16 protein-coding genes are annotated in these 17,302 nt (G+C 60.6%); 10 read left to right on the forward strand and 6 right to left on the reverse strand.

Annotation, left to right across the window (positions count from 1 at the left end; translation table 11 throughout):
- Window positions 1-6 precede the first annotated feature (6 nt).
- From rng to tldD, 4 genes are all read left to right on the forward strand, one after another.
- On the forward strand, window positions 7-1,464 hold the full coding sequence (gene rng, locus HX793_RS05385; RefSeq protein WP_010213134.1) for a ribonuclease G: 1,458 nt from the start codon (window positions 7-9) through the stop codon (window positions 1,462-1,464).
- Window positions 1,465-1,540: 76 nt separating this feature from the next.
- Window positions 1,541-5,356 (forward strand): YhdP family protein, encoded by a 3,816-nt coding sequence (locus tag HX793_RS05390; protein WP_177094959.1) that lies wholly within the window; start codon window positions 1,541-1,543, stop codon window positions 5,354-5,356.
- Between the two features lie 48 nt (window positions 5,357-5,404).
- On the forward strand, window positions 5,405-6,253 hold the full coding sequence (locus tag HX793_RS05395; protein WP_177050246.1) for a carbon-nitrogen hydrolase family protein: 849 nt from the start codon (window positions 5,405-5,407) through the stop codon (window positions 6,251-6,253).
- Window positions 6,254-6,269: 16 nt separating this feature from the next.
- Entirely contained in the window at window positions 6,270-7,712 is a 1,443-nt protein-coding gene (gene tldD, locus HX793_RS05400) for a metalloprotease TldD (protein WP_010213129.1), read from the forward strand.
- Between the two features lie 47 nt (window positions 7,713-7,759).
- Here the strand turns inward: tldD and yjgA are convergent, their stop codons facing one another.
- The gene (yjgA, locus tag HX793_RS05405) at window positions 7,760-8,281 is read right to left on the reverse strand and encodes a ribosome biogenesis factor YjgA (RefSeq protein ID WP_033899348.1); all 522 of its coding nucleotides are present in this window, start codon (window positions 8,279-8,281) and stop codon (window positions 7,760-7,762) included.
- A gap of 108 nt (window positions 8,282-8,389) precedes the next feature.
- Here yjgA and pmbA point away from each other — a divergent pair, with 108 nt between their 5' ends.
- The 6 genes from pmbA to HX793_RS05435 all read left to right on the forward strand — a co-directional run bounded on the left by pmbA (window position 8,390) and on the right by HX793_RS05435 (window position 13,648).
- On the forward strand, window positions 8,390-9,736 hold the full coding sequence (gene pmbA, locus HX793_RS05410) for a metalloprotease PmbA (RefSeq protein WP_177094957.1): 1,347 nt from the start codon (window positions 8,390-8,392) through the stop codon (window positions 9,734-9,736).
- Between the two features lie 151 nt (window positions 9,737-9,887).
- Entirely contained in the window at window positions 9,888-10,283 is a 396-nt protein-coding gene (locus HX793_RS05415) for a FagA protein (RefSeq protein ID WP_095014717.1), read from the forward strand.
- Window positions 10,276-11,652 carry a class II fumarate hydratase gene (locus HX793_RS05420; RefSeq protein WP_177094955.1) on the forward strand — a complete coding sequence of 459 codons (1,377 nt, stop codon included), beginning with the start codon at window positions 10,276-10,278 and terminating at the stop codon, window positions 11,650-11,652. Before HX793_RS05415 ends, HX793_RS05420 begins: the two co-directional genes overlap by 8 nt.
- A gap of 27 nt (window positions 11,653-11,679) precedes the next feature.
- The gene (locus tag HX793_RS05425) at window positions 11,680-12,108 is read left to right on the forward strand and encodes a DUF2753 family protein (protein ID WP_016976210.1); all 429 of its coding nucleotides are present in this window, start codon (window positions 11,680-11,682) and stop codon (window positions 12,106-12,108) included.
- Between the two features lies 1 nt (window position 12,109).
- Window positions 12,110-12,721 (forward strand): superoxide dismutase, encoded by a 612-nt coding sequence (locus HX793_RS05430; protein ID WP_016976209.1) that lies wholly within the window; start codon window positions 12,110-12,112, stop codon window positions 12,719-12,721.
- 33 nt (window positions 12,722-12,754) lie between these two features.
- On the forward strand, window positions 12,755-13,648 hold the full coding sequence (locus tag HX793_RS05435) for a ZIP family metal transporter (RefSeq protein ID WP_016976208.1): 894 nt from the start codon (window positions 12,755-12,757) through the stop codon (window positions 13,646-13,648).
- A 98-nt stretch (window positions 13,649-13,746) separates the two neighbouring features.
- Here the strand turns inward: HX793_RS05435 and HX793_RS05440 are convergent, their stop codons facing one another.
- The 5 genes from HX793_RS05440 to HX793_RS05460 all read right to left on the reverse strand — a co-directional run bounded on the left by HX793_RS05440 (window position 13,747) and on the right by HX793_RS05460 (window position 17,245).
- Entirely contained in the window at window positions 13,747-14,019 is a 273-nt protein-coding gene (locus HX793_RS05440) for an HPr family phosphocarrier protein (protein WP_016974292.1), read from the reverse strand.
- A 16-nt stretch (window positions 14,020-14,035) separates the two neighbouring features.
- A complete protein-coding gene (rapZ, locus tag HX793_RS05445; protein WP_016976207.1) occupies window positions 14,036-14,893 on the reverse strand; it encodes an RNase adapter RapZ in 858 nt (285 codons plus the stop codon).
- Between the two features lie 2 nt (window positions 14,894-14,895).
- A complete protein-coding gene (ptsN, locus tag HX793_RS05450) occupies window positions 14,896-15,360 on the reverse strand; it encodes a PTS IIA-like nitrogen regulatory protein PtsN (protein WP_061435337.1) in 465 nt (154 codons plus the stop codon).
- 10 nt (window positions 15,361-15,370) lie between these two features.
- Window positions 15,371-15,676, reverse strand: coding sequence for a ribosome hibernation-promoting factor, HPF/YfiA family (gene hpf / locus HX793_RS05455; protein WP_003171804.1), 306 nt, complete (start codon window positions 15,674-15,676; stop codon window positions 15,371-15,373).
- A 75-nt stretch (window positions 15,677-15,751) separates the two neighbouring features.
- On the reverse strand, window positions 15,752-17,245 hold the full coding sequence (locus tag HX793_RS05460) for an RNA polymerase factor sigma-54 (RefSeq protein WP_016974289.1): 1,494 nt from the start codon (window positions 17,243-17,245) through the stop codon (window positions 15,752-15,754).
- Window positions 17,246-17,302 lie beyond the last annotated feature (57 nt).

Below are 17,302 nucleotides of genomic sequence, written 5' to 3' on the forward strand. Positions count from 1 at the left end.
CCAGCCATGAGTGAAGAGATTCTGATCAATATCACGCCGATGGAATCGCGCGTGGCGGTGGTAGAGAACGGTGTTCTGCAAGAAGTGCACGTGGAGCGCACCCAGAAGCGCGGGATCGTCGGCAATATCTACAAAGGCAAGGTGGTGCGGGTTTTGCCGGGCATGCAGGCGGCCTTCGTCGACATCGGCCTGGACCGTGCCGCGTTTATCCATGCTTCGGAAATTTCCCTGCGCGAAGGGCCAGCGGTAGAAAGCATCAGTGCCCTGGTGCACGAAGGGCAGAGCCTGGTGGTGCAAGTCACCAAGGACCCCATCGGCTCCAAAGGCGCGCGCCTCACCACGCAACTGTCGATTCCGTCGCGTTACCTGGTGTACATGCCGCGCACCGCCCATGTCGGCATTTCCCTGAAGATCGAAGACGAAGCCGAGCGCGAGCGCCTGAAAAAGGTGGTCAGCGACTGTGTGGCGGCCGAAGGCATCAAGGAAGCGGGCGGCTTCATCCTGCGCACCGCCGCTGAGGGCGCCGGCGCCGATGAGATTCTCATGGACATCCGCTACCTGCGGCGCCTGTGGGACCAGATCGGCGCCCAGATCAAGACCATCGGCGCGCCCAGCGTGATCTATGAAGACCTCGGCCTGGCCCTGCGCACCCTGCGCGACCTGGTCAGCCCGAAGATTGAGAAAATTCGCATCGACTCGCGGGAAACCTTCCAGCGCACCACGCAATTTGTTGCCGAGCTGATGCCGGAAATTGCCGACCGCCTGGAACACTATCCCGGCGAGCGACCGATCTTCGACCTGTATGGCGTCGAAGACGAAATCCAGAAAGCCCTGGAGCGCAAGGTGCCGCTCAAGTCCGGTGGCTACCTGGTAGTGGACCCGGCGGAAGCCATGACCACCATCGACGTCAACACCGGCGCGTTCGTCGGCCATCGCAATCTCGAAGAAACCATCTTCAAGACCAACCTTGAAGCGGCCACCGCGATCGCGCGCCAACTGCGCCTGCGTAACCTGGGCGGCATCATCATCATCGACTTCATCGACATGGAAGATGAAGAACACCAGCGCCAGGTGCTGCGTACCCTGGAGAAACAGCTGGAGCGCGACCACGCCAAGACCAACATCATTGGCATCACCGAGCTGGGCCTGGTGCAAATGACGCGCAAGCGCACCCGCGAAAGCCTGGAGCAGGTGCTGTGCGAGCCGTGCAGCAGTTGCCAGGGCCGCGGTAAATTGAAGACCCCTGAAACCGTTTGCTACGAGATTTTCCGCGAAATCCTGCGAGAAGCGCGGGCCTACCAGGCCGAGGGTTACAGAGTGCTCGCCAACCAGAAAGTGGTCGACCGGCTGCTGGACGAAGAATCCGGTAACGTTGCCGAACTGGAGGGATTTATCGGCCGCACGATACGCTTCCAGGTCGAAACCATGTATTCCCAGGAACAATATGACGTGGTGCTGCTCTGATCCCCAATCGTTTTCTTTTTACGAGACGGGCAGACCTTGATCTGCCGTCCGACTACTGTCTTGAGGGTCGCCTGACATGGAGCGTCTGATACGCTTTTTTGCCGCTTTGACCCGTTGGGGCCTGGGCCTCTGTGCCTTGCTGCTGGTACTGGCGGCGGTGTATGTGAGCCTGGGTCGTGAGTTGACGCCACTGGTGGCCGAGTACCGTGCAGAGATCGAAGCCAAGGCCCAGGTCGCCGTGGACATGCCGTTGCACATTGGCAGCCTTGAAGGCCGCTGGAGCGGCTTCGCGCCGGTATTACGGGCCCACGATGTGATGGTGGGCGAGGGCAGCAGTGCCTTGCGCCTGGACCAGGTCGAAGTGGTGCCGGATATGTGGGCCAGCCTGATGGCCCGTGAAGTGCGCATTGCTCATCTGCAGGTCAGTGGCTTGCAGCTCAGCGTCAAGGAAGACAAGGACGGTAAATGGGCGTTGCAGGGCCTGCCGGTGCAAGACGACCAGCCCGTGGACCCTGAGCAGTTGCTCAAGAACATGCAAAAGGTCAAGCGCGTGTCGCTGCTCGACAGTCAGGTGACCTTGCAGCCGTTTGACCAGGCGCCGGTAACCCTGACGTATGTCGGCCTGAGCCTGCACACCGGCATCACCCGTCAACGCCTGGATGCGCGCCTGACGCTGCCCGACGGCCAACCCTTGGCGGTGAACCTGCGCACGCGCATTCGCGCCAACCAGTGGAAGGACGGCGAAGTCCAGGCGTACCTGAGCCTGCCGCAAAGCGACTGGGCCAAGTGGATTCCGGCCAAGCTGACCCAGCAATGGAAGCTCACCCAATTCAAGGCTGGCGGTGAGTTCTGGCTGACCTGGGCCAAAGGCACCGTGCAAAGCGCGGTGGTGCGCCTCAACTCGCCGCAGGTAAAAGGCAGCTACGCCGACCGCAAACCTGTGCATATCGAGAACCTGGCGCTCACCGCCTACCTGCAACGCAGCGATACCGGTCTCAAGGTGCTGTTCGACTCGCTGGCGATGAACCTGGGGGAAACCCGCTGGGAATCGCGCCTGCAACTTCAGCAAACCCTGGCCACCGACAAGGATCAGGAAGTCTGGAAGCTCCAGGCCGACCGCCTGGACCTCACGCCGATCACGCCGCTGCTCAATGCCTTGGCGCCGCTGCCGGAGGGTTTTGCCAAGACTATCCAGCACCTTAAGGCCACGGGCCTGCTGCGTAATGTGCTGGTGGACTTTCGCCCTCAAGACGCCACCGATCAAAAAGTCAGCTTCGCCGCCAACCTCGAACGCATCGGTTTTGATGCCTACTTTGGCGCACCCGCCGCGCGGAACGTGTCCGGCAGTATCAGCGGTGACTTGGGGCATGGCGAGTTGCGCATGGACAGCAAGGACTTTTCCCTGCACCTCGACCCGATCTTTGCCAAGCCGTGGCAGTACATCCAGGCCAATGCGCGCCTGACGTGGAAGCTCGATAAGCAAGGCTTTACCCTGATCGCCCCGTATATCAAGGTGCTGGGTGAGGAGGGCAAGGTCGCTGCCGACTTCCTGATTCGCTTGCATTTCGACCACGACCAGGAAGACTACATGGACCTGCGGGTCGGCATGGTCGATGGCGATGGGCGTTTCACCCCCAAATACCTGCCGGCGGTGTTGAGCCCGGCGTTGGATGAATGGCTGCGCACGGCGATTCTCAAGGGCGCCGTGGACCAGGGCTTCTTCCAGTACCAGGGTTCGCTGAACCACGACGCGCTGCCGGCTTCACGTAATATCAGCCTGTTCTTCAAGGTGCATGATGCCGAACTGGCGTTCCAGCCGGGCTGGCCGCATGTGAGCAAGGTCAGTGGCGAAGTGTTTGTCGAGGAGAGTGGCGTGCGCATCCTGGCCAGCAAGGGCCAGTTGCTCGACACCAAGGTCAAGGACGTCTACGTCAATATCCCCCACGCGCCGGCGGGCAAGGACAGTCATCTGTTGCTGACTGGCGGGTTTGCCGGTGGTTTGGGCGACGGTTTGAAAATTCTTCAGGAAGCACCGATCGGCACTGCATCGACCTTTGCCGGGTGGAAAGGTGAGGGCGATCTGCAGGGCAGTCTTGACCTGGATGTACCGTTGGCCAAGGGCACTGATCCTAAGATTGTGGTGGACTTCAAGACGGATAAATCGCGCCTGCAACTGACCGAGCCGACTCTGGACCTCACTCAGCTCAAGGGCGACTTCCGCTTTGACAGCGCCAAGGGCCTCAGTGGCCAGAACATCACGGCCCAAGCGTTCGACCGGCCGATCACCGCGCAGATCGTTGCCGATGGCAAGCCGGGCAATATCAGCACGCGTGTGACTGCCAAGGGCCAGGTGACGGTCAAGCGGCTGACGGACTGGTTGAAAGTCAGCCAGCCGTTGCCGGTGTCCGGCGATATCCCCTATCAGTTGCAACTGACCCTGGACGGTGCCGATAGCCAACTGATGGTCAGCTCCAACATGAAGGGCGTGGCCGTGGATTTACCCGCTCCGTTCGGCATGCCGGCGAGCCAGGGGCGTGACAGCGTGTTCCGCATGACTTTGCAAGGTGCCGAGCGGCGTTATTGGTTCGACTACGGCGAGCTGGCCAACTTCACCTTTGCGGCGCCGCCGGACAAATTCAATGAAGGGCGCGGTGAGCTTTTCCTGGGTGATGGCGATGCTGTGTTGCCAGGAGCCAAGGGCTTGCGCATTCGCGGCGTGCTGTCTGAACTCGACATTGACCCGTGGAAGAAACTGGTTGACCGCTACGCGGGCAACGATCCGGGCGGCAGCGCCAAGCAGTTGCTCAGCGGCGCTGACTTCAAGGTGGGTAAGCTGACCGGTTTTGGCACCCAGTTTGATCAGGTCAATTTGCAATTGGCGCGTAAGCCTGCGGCCTGGGGCTTGCAACTCGACAGTCAGCAAGCCAAGGGCACGGTCAACCTGCCGGACGCCAAGGGCGCACCGATTGCGGTCAACCTGCAGTATGTAAAGCTGCCGGCAGTGGATCCGACGGTGCAGGCTGATGAAAACGCACCGGACCCCTTGGCCGATGTCGATCCCAAAAATATCCCTGCGCTGGATATCGCCATCGATCAACTGTTCCAGGGCCCTGACCTGATAGGCGCCTGGTCGCTGAAAATCCGCCCGACCGCCAAAGGCCTGGCCTTCAATAACCTGGACCTCGGCCTCAAGGGCATGCAGCTCAAGGGGGCGGGTGGTTGGGAAGGGGCGGCTGGTGACAGCAGCAGTTGGTACAAGGGCCGACTGGATGGCAAGAATATCGGCGATGTGCTCAAGGGGTGGGGTTATGCGCCTACCGTCACCAGCCAGGATTTCCATCTGGATGTGGATGGTCGCTGGCCCGGTTCGCCAGCCTATGTCGGGCCCAAGCGATTCTCCGGCAGCCTGGATGCGGCGTTCCGCAATGGCCAGTTCGTCGAAGTGGAAGGCGGCGCACAGGCGCTGCGGGTGTTTGGCCTGCTGAACTTCAACTCCATCGGGCGGCGTCTGCGCCTGGACTTCTCGGACTTGCTCGGCAAGGGCTTGAGCTATGACCGGGTCAAAGGTTTGTTGGCGGCGAGCAACGGAGTATTCGTGACCCGTGAGCCGATCACCATGACCGGGCCTTCGACTAACCTGGAGTTGAACGGCACCCTGGACCTGGTCGCAGACCGTGTCGACGCCAAGCTGCTGGTCACCCTGCCGGTGACCAACAACCTGCCGATCGCAGCGCTGATCGTGGGTGCGCCGGCTATTGGCGGTGCGTTGTTCCTGATCGACAAGTTGATCGGTGATCGGGTTTCACGTTTCGCCAGTGTGCAATACAAGGTCGAAGGGCCGTGGAAGGACCCGAAAATCACCTTCGACAAGCCATTTGAAAAGCCAAACTGAGGGCCTGTGGAGTAGCATGGCCGCATGCCCATGACGGAGAGACGGCCCATGTCCTTTGCGGTAATTCAAATGGTCAGCCAGAGCGATGTGCTGGCCAACCTGGCCCAAGCCCGGCGCTTGCTGGAACAAGCTGCGGTGGGCGGGGCGAAGCTGGCGGTATTGCCGGAAAACTTCGCTGCCATGGGCCGCCGCGACGTGGCCGACATCGGTCGCGCCGAAGCACTGGGCGAGGGCCCGATACTGCCCTGGTTGAAACAGACCGCCCGCGACCTCACCTTATGGATAGTGGCTGGTACTTTGCCGCTGCCGCCAAAGGACCAGCCGAACGCCAAGTCCAATGCCTGCTCGTTGCTGGTGGATGATCAGGGCGAAATCGTTGCCCGTTACGACAAGCTGCACCTGTTCGATGTGGATGTCGCCGATGCCCGTGGTCGTTATCGCGAATCCGACGACTATGCTTTTGGAGGCAATGTGGTGGTGGCGGACACGCCTGTTGGCCGGTTGGGCCTGACGGTGTGCTACGACCTGCGCTTCCCTGAGCTGTACAGCGAGTTGCGTGCGGCGGGGGCTGAGCTGATTACCGCGCCTTCGGCGTTTACGGCGGTGACCGGCGCGGCGCATTGGGATGTGCTGATTCGCGCACGCGCCATCGAGACCCAGTGTTACCTGCTGGCGGCGGCTCAAGGCGGTGTGCATCCGGGGCCACGGGAAACCTATGGTCATGCGGCGATTGTCGACCCTTGGGGGCGTGTGCTGACACAACAGGATCAAGGCGAAGCGGTGTTGCTGGCCGAACGCGATAGTAGTGAACAGGCGTCGATACGGACGCGCATGCCGGTGGTCAACCATCGGCGCTTTTTCTCGCAGGGCGCACAGCGACCTGCTTCGGAACGATGAATTTAAGGCCATACCTATGAGCGAGTTGTTGTCCTCAGTCAGTGATCACCTCCTGGCACCCGGTGGCGTGACCATCGAAAGCTTGCAAACCGTACTCGGCGACCTGGCCGGTCCGGGCATCGACGCGGCCGACCTGTATTTCCAGGGCCAGATTTCCGAGTCCTGGGCCCTGGAAGACGGCATCGTCAAGGAAGGCAGTTTCAACCTCGACCAGGGTGTGGGCGTGCGCGCGCAATCCGGCGAGAAAACCGGTTTTGCCTACAGCAACGCAATCACCCTGGAAGCCTTGGGCCTGGCCGCGCGTGCCGCGCGCTCGATCTCCCGGGCCGGGCAAAATGGCACGGTGCAGGCGTTCAGCACTCAGGACGTAGCGCAACTGTACGCGCCCGATAACCCCCTGGAAGTGATCAGCCGTGCGGAAAAGGTCGAACTGCTCAAGCGCATCGACGCCGCCACCCGTGCGCTGGACCCGCGCATCCAGCAGGTCACCGTGAGCATGGCCGGTGTGTGGGAGCGCATTTTGGTGGCGTCCACCGATGGTGGCCTGGCGGCGGATGTACGCCCGTTGGTGCGTTTCAATGTCAGTGTGATCGTCGAACAGAACGGTCGCCGCGAACGGGGTGGTCATGGTGGCGGCGGGCGTACCGACTACCGTTATTTCCTCACCGACGACCGTGCCATGGGTTACGCCCGTGAAGCGTTGCGCCAGGCGCTGGTCAATCTGGAAGCCATTCCGGCACCGGCGGGTACTTTGCCTGTGGTGCTGGGCTCGGGCTGGTCCGGCGTGCTGCTGCACGAAGCGGTCGGCCATGGCCTGGAAGGTGACTTCAACCGCAAGGGCAGTTCAGCCTACAGCGGGCGCATGGGTGAAATGGTTGCCTCCAAGCTCTGCACCATCGTCGATGATGGCACCCTGGCTGGGCGCCGGGGCTCGCTGAGCGTCGATGACGAAGGCACGCCGACCGAGTGCACCACCCTGATCGAAAACGGCGTGCTCAAGGGCTACATGCAAGACAAGCTCAACGCCCGCCTGATGGGCGTGGCGCGCACCGGTAACGGCCGTCGCGAATCCTATGCGCACCTGCCGATGCCGCGCATGACCAATACCTACATGCTCGGTGGTGAAAGTGACCCGGCCGAAATCATCGCTTCGGTGAAGCGCGGTATCTACTGCGCCAACCTCGGTGGCGGCCAGGTGGATATCACCAGCGGCAAGTTCGTGTTCTCCACCAGCGAGGCGTACCTGATCGAAGACGGCAAGATCACCGCGCCGGTCAAAGGCGCAACGTTGATCGGTAATGGGCCGGAAGCCATGAGCAAGGTGTCGATGGTCGGTAACGACCTGTCGCTGGACAGCGGCGTGGGCACCTGCGGGAAAGACGGGCAGTCGGTGCCGGTGGGTGTCGGCCAGCCAACGCTGAAGATTGATGCGATCACCGTGGGTGGCACGGGGTCGTAAGAAAGGTGGAGCTTCGGGTGGCGAAAACCGCCACCCGGGGAAGAGGATCAACGCAGGCCGCGTTGAGTCTCGTCCAGCTCACGGATGTACTTGAAGATTTTACGGCTGGTGGCCGGCGCCTTGTTATGCGCCAGTTCGTGCTGGGCCTGACGGATCAGGGAACGCAGTTGCTGGCGGTCCGCGTCCGGGTAGTCCACCACGAATTTCTCCAGCACGGCGTCATCGCCCGAGATCAGGCGGTCACGCCAACGTTCCAGGTTATGGAAGCGTTCGTTGTACTGGCGGGTGGAGGCATCGGTTTGATCGAGCAAGGTCAGAATGGCGTCGATGTCCTGATCGCGCATGAGTTTGCCGATAAACGAGATGTGCCGTTTACGCGCGATATTCGCGGTGTGCTTGGGCGCATCGGCCAGCGCACGACGCATTTCGTCGGTCAGTGGCAGTTTTGCAATCAAGTCTTTTTTGAGCGTTGTAAGGCGCTCGCCGAGGTCAACCAGAGCATGCAGCTCACGTTTGACCTGGGTTTTGCTTTTCTCCCCATCGAGGGAGTCGTCGTAAGAATCAACCATGGTGGCAGTCCGCAAAGAAACGCCGCCATGATAACCAGTCGGGGGCCGCTTGTCCGGCCCGGTCGCTCGATGGCCTTAACCGAAAGCAGAATTTGATTGGAGAAAACCATGAGTGCAGCCCAAAGCGTCGGTCCGCAAGCGTTACCGGCACTGCAGGAACAAGTCGAGCAGATCCTTGCCGAGGCCAAGCGCCAGGGGGCCAGTGCCTGTGAAGTGTCGGTGTCGCTGGAGCAGGGGCTGTCGACGTCGGTGCGCCAGCGGGAAGTGGAGACCGTTGAGTTCAACCGCGACCAAGGCTTTGGTATCACCTTGTATGTCGGGCAGCGCAAAGGTTCGGCCAGTACCTCGGCCAGCGGTCCGGAAGCGATTCGCGAGACGGTGGCGGCTGCGCTGGCAATCGCCAAGCACACCTCTGAAGACGAAAGCTCAGGCCTGGCCGACAAGGCGCTGATGGCCAAGGACTTGAAGGATTTCGATCTGTTTCATGCCTGGGACATCACACCCGAGCAGGCCATCGAAAAGGCATTGATCTGCGAAGCCGCCGCGTTCGACGCCGATGCCCGCATCAAGAACGCGGATGGCACCACGTTGAGCACGCACCAGGGTTGCCGCGTGTATGGCAACAGCCATGGTTTTATCGGGGGTTATGCGTCCACCCGTCATAGCTTGAGCTGCGTGATGATCGCCGAAGCCGATGGCCAGATGCAGCGTGATTACTGGTACGACGTGAGCCGCCAGGGTGAGTTGCTGGCGGATCCGGTCAGCATTGGTCAGCGCGCCGCGCAGCGTGCGGCGAGCCGTCTGGGCGCGCGGCCGGTGCCGACCTGTGAAGTGCCGGTGCTGTTTTCGGCAGAACTGGCCGGTGGGTTGTTTGGCAGTTTCCTGGGGGCGATTTCCGGTGGCAACTTGTACCGCAAGTCCTCGTTCCTGGAGGGGGCGATTGGCCAGAAGCTGTTCCCGGAGTGGCTGACCATCGACGAGCGCCCGCACTTGATGCGCGCCATGGGCAGTACGTCATTCGACGGTGATGGTCTGGCGACCTATGCCAAACCGTTCGTCGAGAACGGCGAGTTGGTTTCCTACGTGTTGGGCACGTACGCCGGTCGCAAACTGGGCCTGCCAAGCACCGCCAACTCCGGTGGCGTGCATAACCTGTTCGTCACCCATGGTGATGAAGACCAGGCGGCGCTGCTGCGGCGCATGGGGCGTGGACTGTTGGTGACGGAGTTGATGGGCCACGGCCTGAACATGGTGACTGGTGATTACTCCCGCGGTGCTGCAGGTTTCTGGGTGGAAAATGGCGAGATTCAGTTCGCTGTCCAGGAGGTGACCATCGCCGGCAATATGCGCGACATGTTCAAACAGATCGTCGCGGTCGGAAACGACCTGGAACTGCGTAGCAACATTCGCACAGGTTCGGTGTTGATCGAGCGGATGACTGTCGCCGGTAGCTGATCTTTCCGACGGTTTACGCAAAAAAGGCGCGCCACCCATTGGGTGGCGCGCCTTTTTTTGTGGGTGTTTTACAGGCGGATCAATTTGCAGCTATTGTTTTGATTCTCAATATCATTTAATAATAAATATCATTACCGAATGAGCGTGGATCATGAGTTCTGTCCTGCATGAGGATCCTTACCTGGAGAGCTGGCGCTGGATGAGTCGCCAGATTCGCTGCGGCCTTGACCCCAACGAGCCGCGCCTGATCGAACACTACCTCAATGAGGGGCGATACCTGGCGTGCTGCACCGCGACCCATCCGTGGACGATCGCAGAAACCTCATTCCGCCTGCTGCTCGATACCGCCAGCGACATCGCGCTGCCTTGGCATTGGCGCTCCATGTGCCTGGATCAAGCCTGGCGCCCGCTGCGCGACCTGGAAAAACTCTCTCACTGCGCCTGCCGCCTCAAGCGCTGGCAGTCCTTTGCGTGGCGATTGGCGACCTGCGAATTGCTGCCGTCTATTTCTCACTCCGACCTGGTGCAAGGATCTAACGATGAGTAACACCCGTATCGAACGCGACAGCATGGGCGAACTGCAAGTGCCGGCCGAGGCCTTGTACGGTGCGCAAACCCAGCGCGCGGTGAACAACTTCCCGATCAGTCACCAACGCATGCCGGCGCAATTCATCCGCGCCCTGATCCTGGCCAAGGCCGCCGCCGCCAAGGTCAACGTCGACCTCAAGCAAATCAGTGAAGGGCAGGGCAAAGCCATCGTCGACGCCGCCCAAGGCTTGCTGGAAGGCGAGTTCATGCGGCACTTCCCGGTGGATATCTTCCAGACTGGCTCCGGCACCAGCTCCAACATGAACGCCAACGAAGTGATTGCCAACCTGGCCACCCGCTTGCTCGGCGAGTCGGTCAACCCCAACGACCACGTGAACTGCGGCCAAAGCAGCAACGACATCATCCCGACCACGATCCACGTCAGTGCCGCGCTGGTCCTGCACGAGCAAACACTGCCGGCCCTGCTGCACCTGGTGCAGGTGATTGAGCAGAAGGCCGAAGAGGTTCACCCGTTCATCAAAACCGGCCGCACGCACCTGATGGACGCCATGCCGGTGCGCATGAGTCAGGTGCTCAATGGTTGGGCGCAGCAGCTCAAGGCCAATATCGGGCATTTGCAGGACCTTCTGCCGAGTTTGCAGGCGTTGGCCCAGGGCGGTACTGCGGTAGGCACCGGCATCAACGCACACCCTGAATTCGCGGCACGTTTCAGCCAGCAACTGAGCAGCCTGACCGGCGTTAAATTCACGCCCGGCAAGAACCTGTTCGCCCTGATTGGCTCCCAAGACACCGCCGTCGCAGTCTCCGGCCAATTGAAAGCCACTGCCGTGTCGCTGATGAAAATCGCCAACGACCTGCGCTGGATGAACTCTGGTCCGCTCGCCGGCCTGGGTGAAATCGAACTGGAAGGCCTGCAGCCTGGCTCGTCGATCATGCCTGGCAAGGTCAATCCGGTGATCCCCGAAGCAACTGCGATGGTTGCCGCTCAGGTCATCGGCAATGACACAGTGATCACCGTGGCCGGTCAGTCGGGCAATTTCGAGTTGAATGTGATGCTGCCGATCATTGCGCAGAACCTGCTCAGCAGTCTCGAATTGCTGGCCAATTCCAGCCGTTTGCTGGCGGACAAGGCCATCGCCAGTTTCAAGGTCAACGAAGCCAAGCTCAAGGAAGCGTTGTCGCGCAACCCCATCCTGGTGACCGCACTCAACCCGATCATCGGTTACCAAAAGGCTGCTGAAATCGCCAAGAAGGCCTATCAGCAAGGCCGTCCGGTGATTGATGTCGCCCTTGAGCACACCGACTTGCCACGTAGCCAACTGGAGATCCTGCTGGATCCGGAAAAGCTCACGGCCGGCGGCGTGTAATCATCGTCCCTGCTTTGGAGGCTCACCATGGAGCACTGGAAACGCACGATCGAACGGGCCAATCGCTGCTTTATGGCGGGCGAGTTGGTTGACGCTCGCGAGGCCTATTTGCAAGCCCTGGCCCTGGCCCAAGTGTTGTTCGAACGCTGGGCGGATGCCGACGAAGCAGTGGCGGCTTGCGTCATTTCCCACCACAACCTGGCGGACCTGCACCTGCGCCTGAACCAGCCCGAGGAGAGCGCGGAGTACCTGTGCGCTATCCATCAGCGCTTGTTGCAGACCATGCAGGACTCGCGTCTGAGCCCGCAATTGCGCGAAGCGGCGTTGCGTCAGAGCAGCAAGACCTACGTCGAGCTATTGAATTTCATCAGCGATCACGGCGAGTACCCGCGCACTCATCGCCTGTTGGGTGGCGCTGCGGCGCAACCCGCCACTCCTCATTACGGAGCACATTGATATGACTTATACCCTGCCTGCTTTGCCTTACGCCTATGACGCCCTGGAACCGCATATCGATGCGCAAACCATGGAAATCCACTACACCAAGCACCACCAAACCTACATTAACAACCTCAACGCTGCCGTCGAGGGCACCGAGTTCGCCGGCTGGCCGGTCGAGAAGCTGGTTTCCAGCGTGCAGCAACTGCCGGAAAAACTGCGTGCAGCGGTGATCAATCAGGGCGGTGGACATGCCAACCACTCGCTGTTCTGGGCGGTGATGTCGCCCAAAGGCGGTGGCAAGCCCGAAGGCGCACTGGGTAAAGCCATCGAGGAGCAATTGGGCGGTTTTGATAGCTTCAAAGAGGCGTTTACCAAAGCTGCACTGACCCGTTTCGGCAGCGGCTGGGCCTGGCTTAGCGTCACCCCGCAAAAGACGCTGGTGGTGGAAAGCAGCGGTAACCAGGACAGCCCGCTGATGGGTGGCAACACGCCGATCCTCGGCCTGGACGTGTGGGAGCACGCCTACTACCTGCTTTACCAGAACCGCCGTCCGGAATACATCAATGCCTTCTACAGTGTCATCAACTGGCCGGAAGTCGCTGCACGCTATCAGGCCGCCGTGGCCTGACATTCACCTTCATAACAAGATCTAAGGCCAACTATGGGCACTGAAACACTGGCGATCAGCAGCGGGCGAATGTTTCGTTATGCGTTTGGCTCGTTGTTGCTGTTGGCAGGTACTGCATTGCTGGTGGCCCACGGGCTGGCCTGGCTGAACCTGGAGCCACGGATTCTGCGTGCGCTCCAGGGTGGATCTATCTGCGCTCTCGGTACGGCGCTCGGTGCGGTGCCGGTGCTGGTCATTCGACGGATGCCGGTGGCGTTGAGCGATACGCTGCTGGGGTTTGGGGCTGGAGTCATGCTGGCGGCGACAGCGTTTTCGCTGATCGTGCCGGGCATTGCCGCGGCTGAAGGCCTGGGCCTTTCGCCCTGGGGTGCCAGTGGTTTGATCAGTTTTGGCATCATGTTGGGTGCTTTCGGGCTGTATCTGGTGGACCGCAAGGTCTCCGGCGCCAGCCCGGAAATGCTGGTGGGCACGCCGGAAAAGCCGGTGATTCCACCGCGTATCTGGCTGTTCGTGTTTGCCATCATCGCCCACAACATCCCGGAAGGTATGGCGGTCGGCGTCTCGGCGGGCGGTGGCATGCCGGATGCCGACAGCCTGGCCATGGGCATTGCCTTGCAGGATGTGCCCGAAGGGCTGGTGATTGCGTTGGTGTTGGCCGGGGCAGGGATGTCGCGGGTCAAGGCGTTCCTGATCGGCGCGGCGTCAGGCCTGGTCGAGCCGGTATTTGCCGTGCTCTGCGCTTGGTTGGTGAGCCTGGCCGAGGTGCTATTGCCGTTGGGGCTGGCCCTGGCCGCTGGTGCGATGCTACTGGTGGTGACCCACGAGGTCATTCCCGAATCGCGGCGCAATGGTCACGAAAAGCTCGCCAGTTTGGGGTTGTGCATCGGATTCTGCTTGATGATGGTGATGGACACCGCCTTGGGGTAAATCGCTCCCTTGTAGGAGCCGGCTTGCCGGCGATCGGTCGCGAGTCTTGCGCGGGATGGAAGGACGCCATCGCCGGCAAGCCGGGCTCCTACAGGGGGTTATTCGCCTTCGTCGAAGAAGTTGTTGATCAGCGCCACCAGTGCGGCCATCGCTTCGTCTTCCTGCTCGCCTTCCGTCTTCAAGTGAATCTTGGTGCCCTTGCCCGCTGCCAACATCATCATGGCCATGATGCTTTTGCCGTCGACCATGGATTCCGGCGTGCGACCCGCGCGGATCTGGCAGGGAAACTGCCCGGCTACGCCCACGAATTTAGCCGAAGCGCGGGCATGCAGACCCAGTTTGTTGATGATTTCAATTTCCAGAGCGGGCATCGCGAAGGTGTTCCTTTCAGCTAAGGTCGCGGTGGCGGACCTGGACGTTCTTGAGGGTTTTTTGCAGGACCTGGCCCAGGCGCTCGGTCAGGTAGACGGAGCGGTGGTGCCCGCCGGTGCAGCCGATGGCAATGGTGACATAGGCGCGGTTGCTTGCGGCAAAACGCGGCAGCCATTTGAGCAGGTAACTGGAGATGTCATGGAACATCTCTTCCACGTCCGGTTGTGCGGCCAGGTAATCGGCCACGGGCTGATCCAGACCGGACTGTTCGCGCAGTTCCGGCTTCCAGTAAGGATTGGGCAGGCAACGCACGTCGAACACCAGGTCGGCGTCCACCGGCATGCCGCGCTTGAACCCAAACGACTCCACCAGAAACGCCGTACCCGGCTCCGGCTGGTTCAGAAGGCGCAGCTTGATGGCATCGCGCAACTGGTACAGGTTGAGGCTGGTGGTGTTGATCTTGAGGTCGGCGAGGTCAATGATCGGCCCCAGCAGCTTGGTTTCGTCTTCGATGGCTTCCGCCAGGGAGCGATGAGGGCTGCTGAGGGGGTGACGCCGGCGGGTTTCCGAAAATCGCTTGAGCAGCGTCTCTTCGTCGGCATCCAAGTAAAGCACGTCGCAATGAATGTGCTTGGCCCGCACTTCCTCGAGTAATTGCGGGAAACGCTCAAGGTGGCTGGGCAGGTTGCGGGCGTCAATCGAGACGGCGACCAGCGGTTGCGCCAGTTCGGTGTGAATCAACGCGCGTTCCGCCAATTCCGGCAGCAGGCCGGCGGGCAGGTTGTCGATGCAATAGAAACCGTTATCCTCAAGTACGTTGAGGGCGGTGCTTTTACCCGAGCCGGAGCGGCCGCTGACGATGATCAAACGCATGATTACTGCCCGTTCTGTTCATCCAGGACAACCTGGTACAGCGCCTCATTGCTGCTGGCACTGCGCAGTTTGTCGCGTACTTCCTTGCGGTCGAGCATGCTGGCGATCTGCCGGAGCAGTTCCAGGTGCGCATCGGTGGCGGCTTGCGGGACCAGCAGCACGAACAGCAGGTCAACCGGGGCGCCGTCGATCGCATCGAAATCGATGGGAGCTTCCAGGTGCAGCAGGGCGCTGACGGGGGTTTCGCAGCCCTTGAGACGGCAGTGAGGAATGGCGATGCCGTTGCCAAAACCGGTGGAACCGAGTTTTTCACGGGCAATCAGCGCATCGAAGACATCTTGCATCTCCAGATCCGGCACTTCGCGCGCGATCAGGTTGGCAATTTGTTCGAGGGCTTTCTTTTTGCTGCCGCCCGGCACGTTCACGAGGGAACGGCCGGGGGTCAGGATGGTTTCAAGTCGGATCATGGGGGGAGATTTAACGACCTGTACCTTGCATCAGGTGCAGATTCTTTTCCTTATGCTTTATGAGTTGGCGGTCCAGCTTGTCGTAGAGCGAGTCGATCGCCGCGTACATGTCTTCATGCTCCGCATTGGCGACGAGCTTTGCATTCGGTACGTGCAGGGTGGCCTCGATTTTCTGCTTGAGCTTATCGACCTCCATGATGACCTGCACGTTGGTGATCTTGTCAAAATGCCCTGCCAGCTTGTTCAGCTTGCTTTCGGTGTATTCGCGCAGGGGTTTGGTGACTTCCAGCTGGTGTCCACTGATGTTGACTTGCATACAGCTTCTCCTTCGTTGCCAGTGCATAAAGCGGCAGGCAAAAGCGCCTGCCACTGGAACGCTGTGGCCCGCCCGTCACATCAAACGCTTACGCTCGCTGGAAGGCGCGATCCCGAGGGACTCGCGGTACTTGGCGACGGTTCGACGGGCGACCTGAATGCCTTGTGCCTCCAGTAAACCAGCGATCTTACTGTCACTCAATGGCTTTTTCTGATTTTCCGCGGCAACCAGTTTTTTGATGATCGCGCGGATCGCCGTGGACGAGCATTCACCGCCTTCGGAGGTGCTGACGTGGCTGGAGAAAAAGTATTTCAGTTCATAAATACCCCGTGGGGTATGCATGAATTTCTGCGTGGTGACCCGGGAAATCGTCGACTCGTGCATGCCGACTGCTTCGGCGATGTCATGCAGTACCAGCGGTTTCATCGCTTCGTCGCCGTATTCCAGGAAGCCGCGCTGGTGCTCGACAATCTGGGTGGCCACTTTCATCAGGGTTTCGTTGCGGCTTTGCAGGCTCTTGATGAACCAGCGGGCTTCTTGCAACTGGTTGCGCATGAAGGTGTTATCGGCACTGGTATCGGCGCGGCGTACGAAACCGGCATATTGCGGGTTGACGCGCAGGCGTGGCACCGATTCCTGGTTCAGTTCAACCAGCCAGCGCTCGTTGTCCTTGCGCACGATCACGTCAGGCACCACGTATTCGGCTTCGCTGGACTCGATTTGCGAACCCGGGCGCGGGTTGAGGCTCTGTACCAGCTCGATGACCTGGCGTAGGTCGTCTTCCTTGAGCTTCATACGGCGCATCAACTGGCTGTAGTCGCGACTGCCCAGTAGGTCGATGTAATCGGTGACCAGGCGCTGGGCCTCTGCGAGCCAGGGGGTTTTGGCCGGCAGTTGGCGCAATTGCAGCAGCAGGCATTCGCTCAGGGTTCGCGCGCCGATCCCGGCAGGCTCGAATTGCTGGATGCGGTGCAGGACGGCTTCGATCTCGTCCAGCTCGATATCCAGTTCCGGGTCGAAGGCCTCAAGAATCTCTTCGAGCGTCTCGTCTAGATAACCCTGGTTGTTGATGCAGTCGATCAGGGTCACGGCGATCAGGCGATCGGTGTCCGACATCGGCGCCAGGTTCAGTTGCCACAGCAGGTGGCTCTGCAGGCTTTCACCGGCGGAGGTGCGGGTGGTGAAGTCCCACTCGTCATCGTCATTGCTGGGCAGGCTGCTGGCGCTGGTCTGGTAGACGTCTTCCCAGGCCGTGTCGACGGGAAGTTCGTTGGGGATGCGTTCATTCCATTCGCCTTCCTCAAGGTTATCCACCGTAGGGGCGGTTTCCTGATAGGAGGGTTCCTGCACGTCGGAATTGGGTTTTTGCTCGATGTTATCGGCCAGCGGGTCTGCGTTATCGAAGTCGTCGCCTTCTTCCTGGCGTTCGAGCATCGGATTGGACTCCAGGGCCTCCTGGATTTCCTGTTGCAGGTCCAGGGTCGACAATTGGAGCAGGCGGATGGCCTGTTGCAGCTGCGGTGTCATCGTCAGCTGCTGGCCCATTCTCAGGACTAGCGATGGTTTCATGGCAGGGGCTTAACACCTTATTCGCCGGCGCAATGCGCCATCCACGACAGGGCGCGT

It is taken from the genome of Pseudomonas reactans (genome assembly GCF_013387025.1).
Classification (GTDB): domain Bacteria; phylum Pseudomonadota; class Gammaproteobacteria; order Pseudomonadales; family Pseudomonadaceae; genus Aquipseudomonas; species Aquipseudomonas reactans.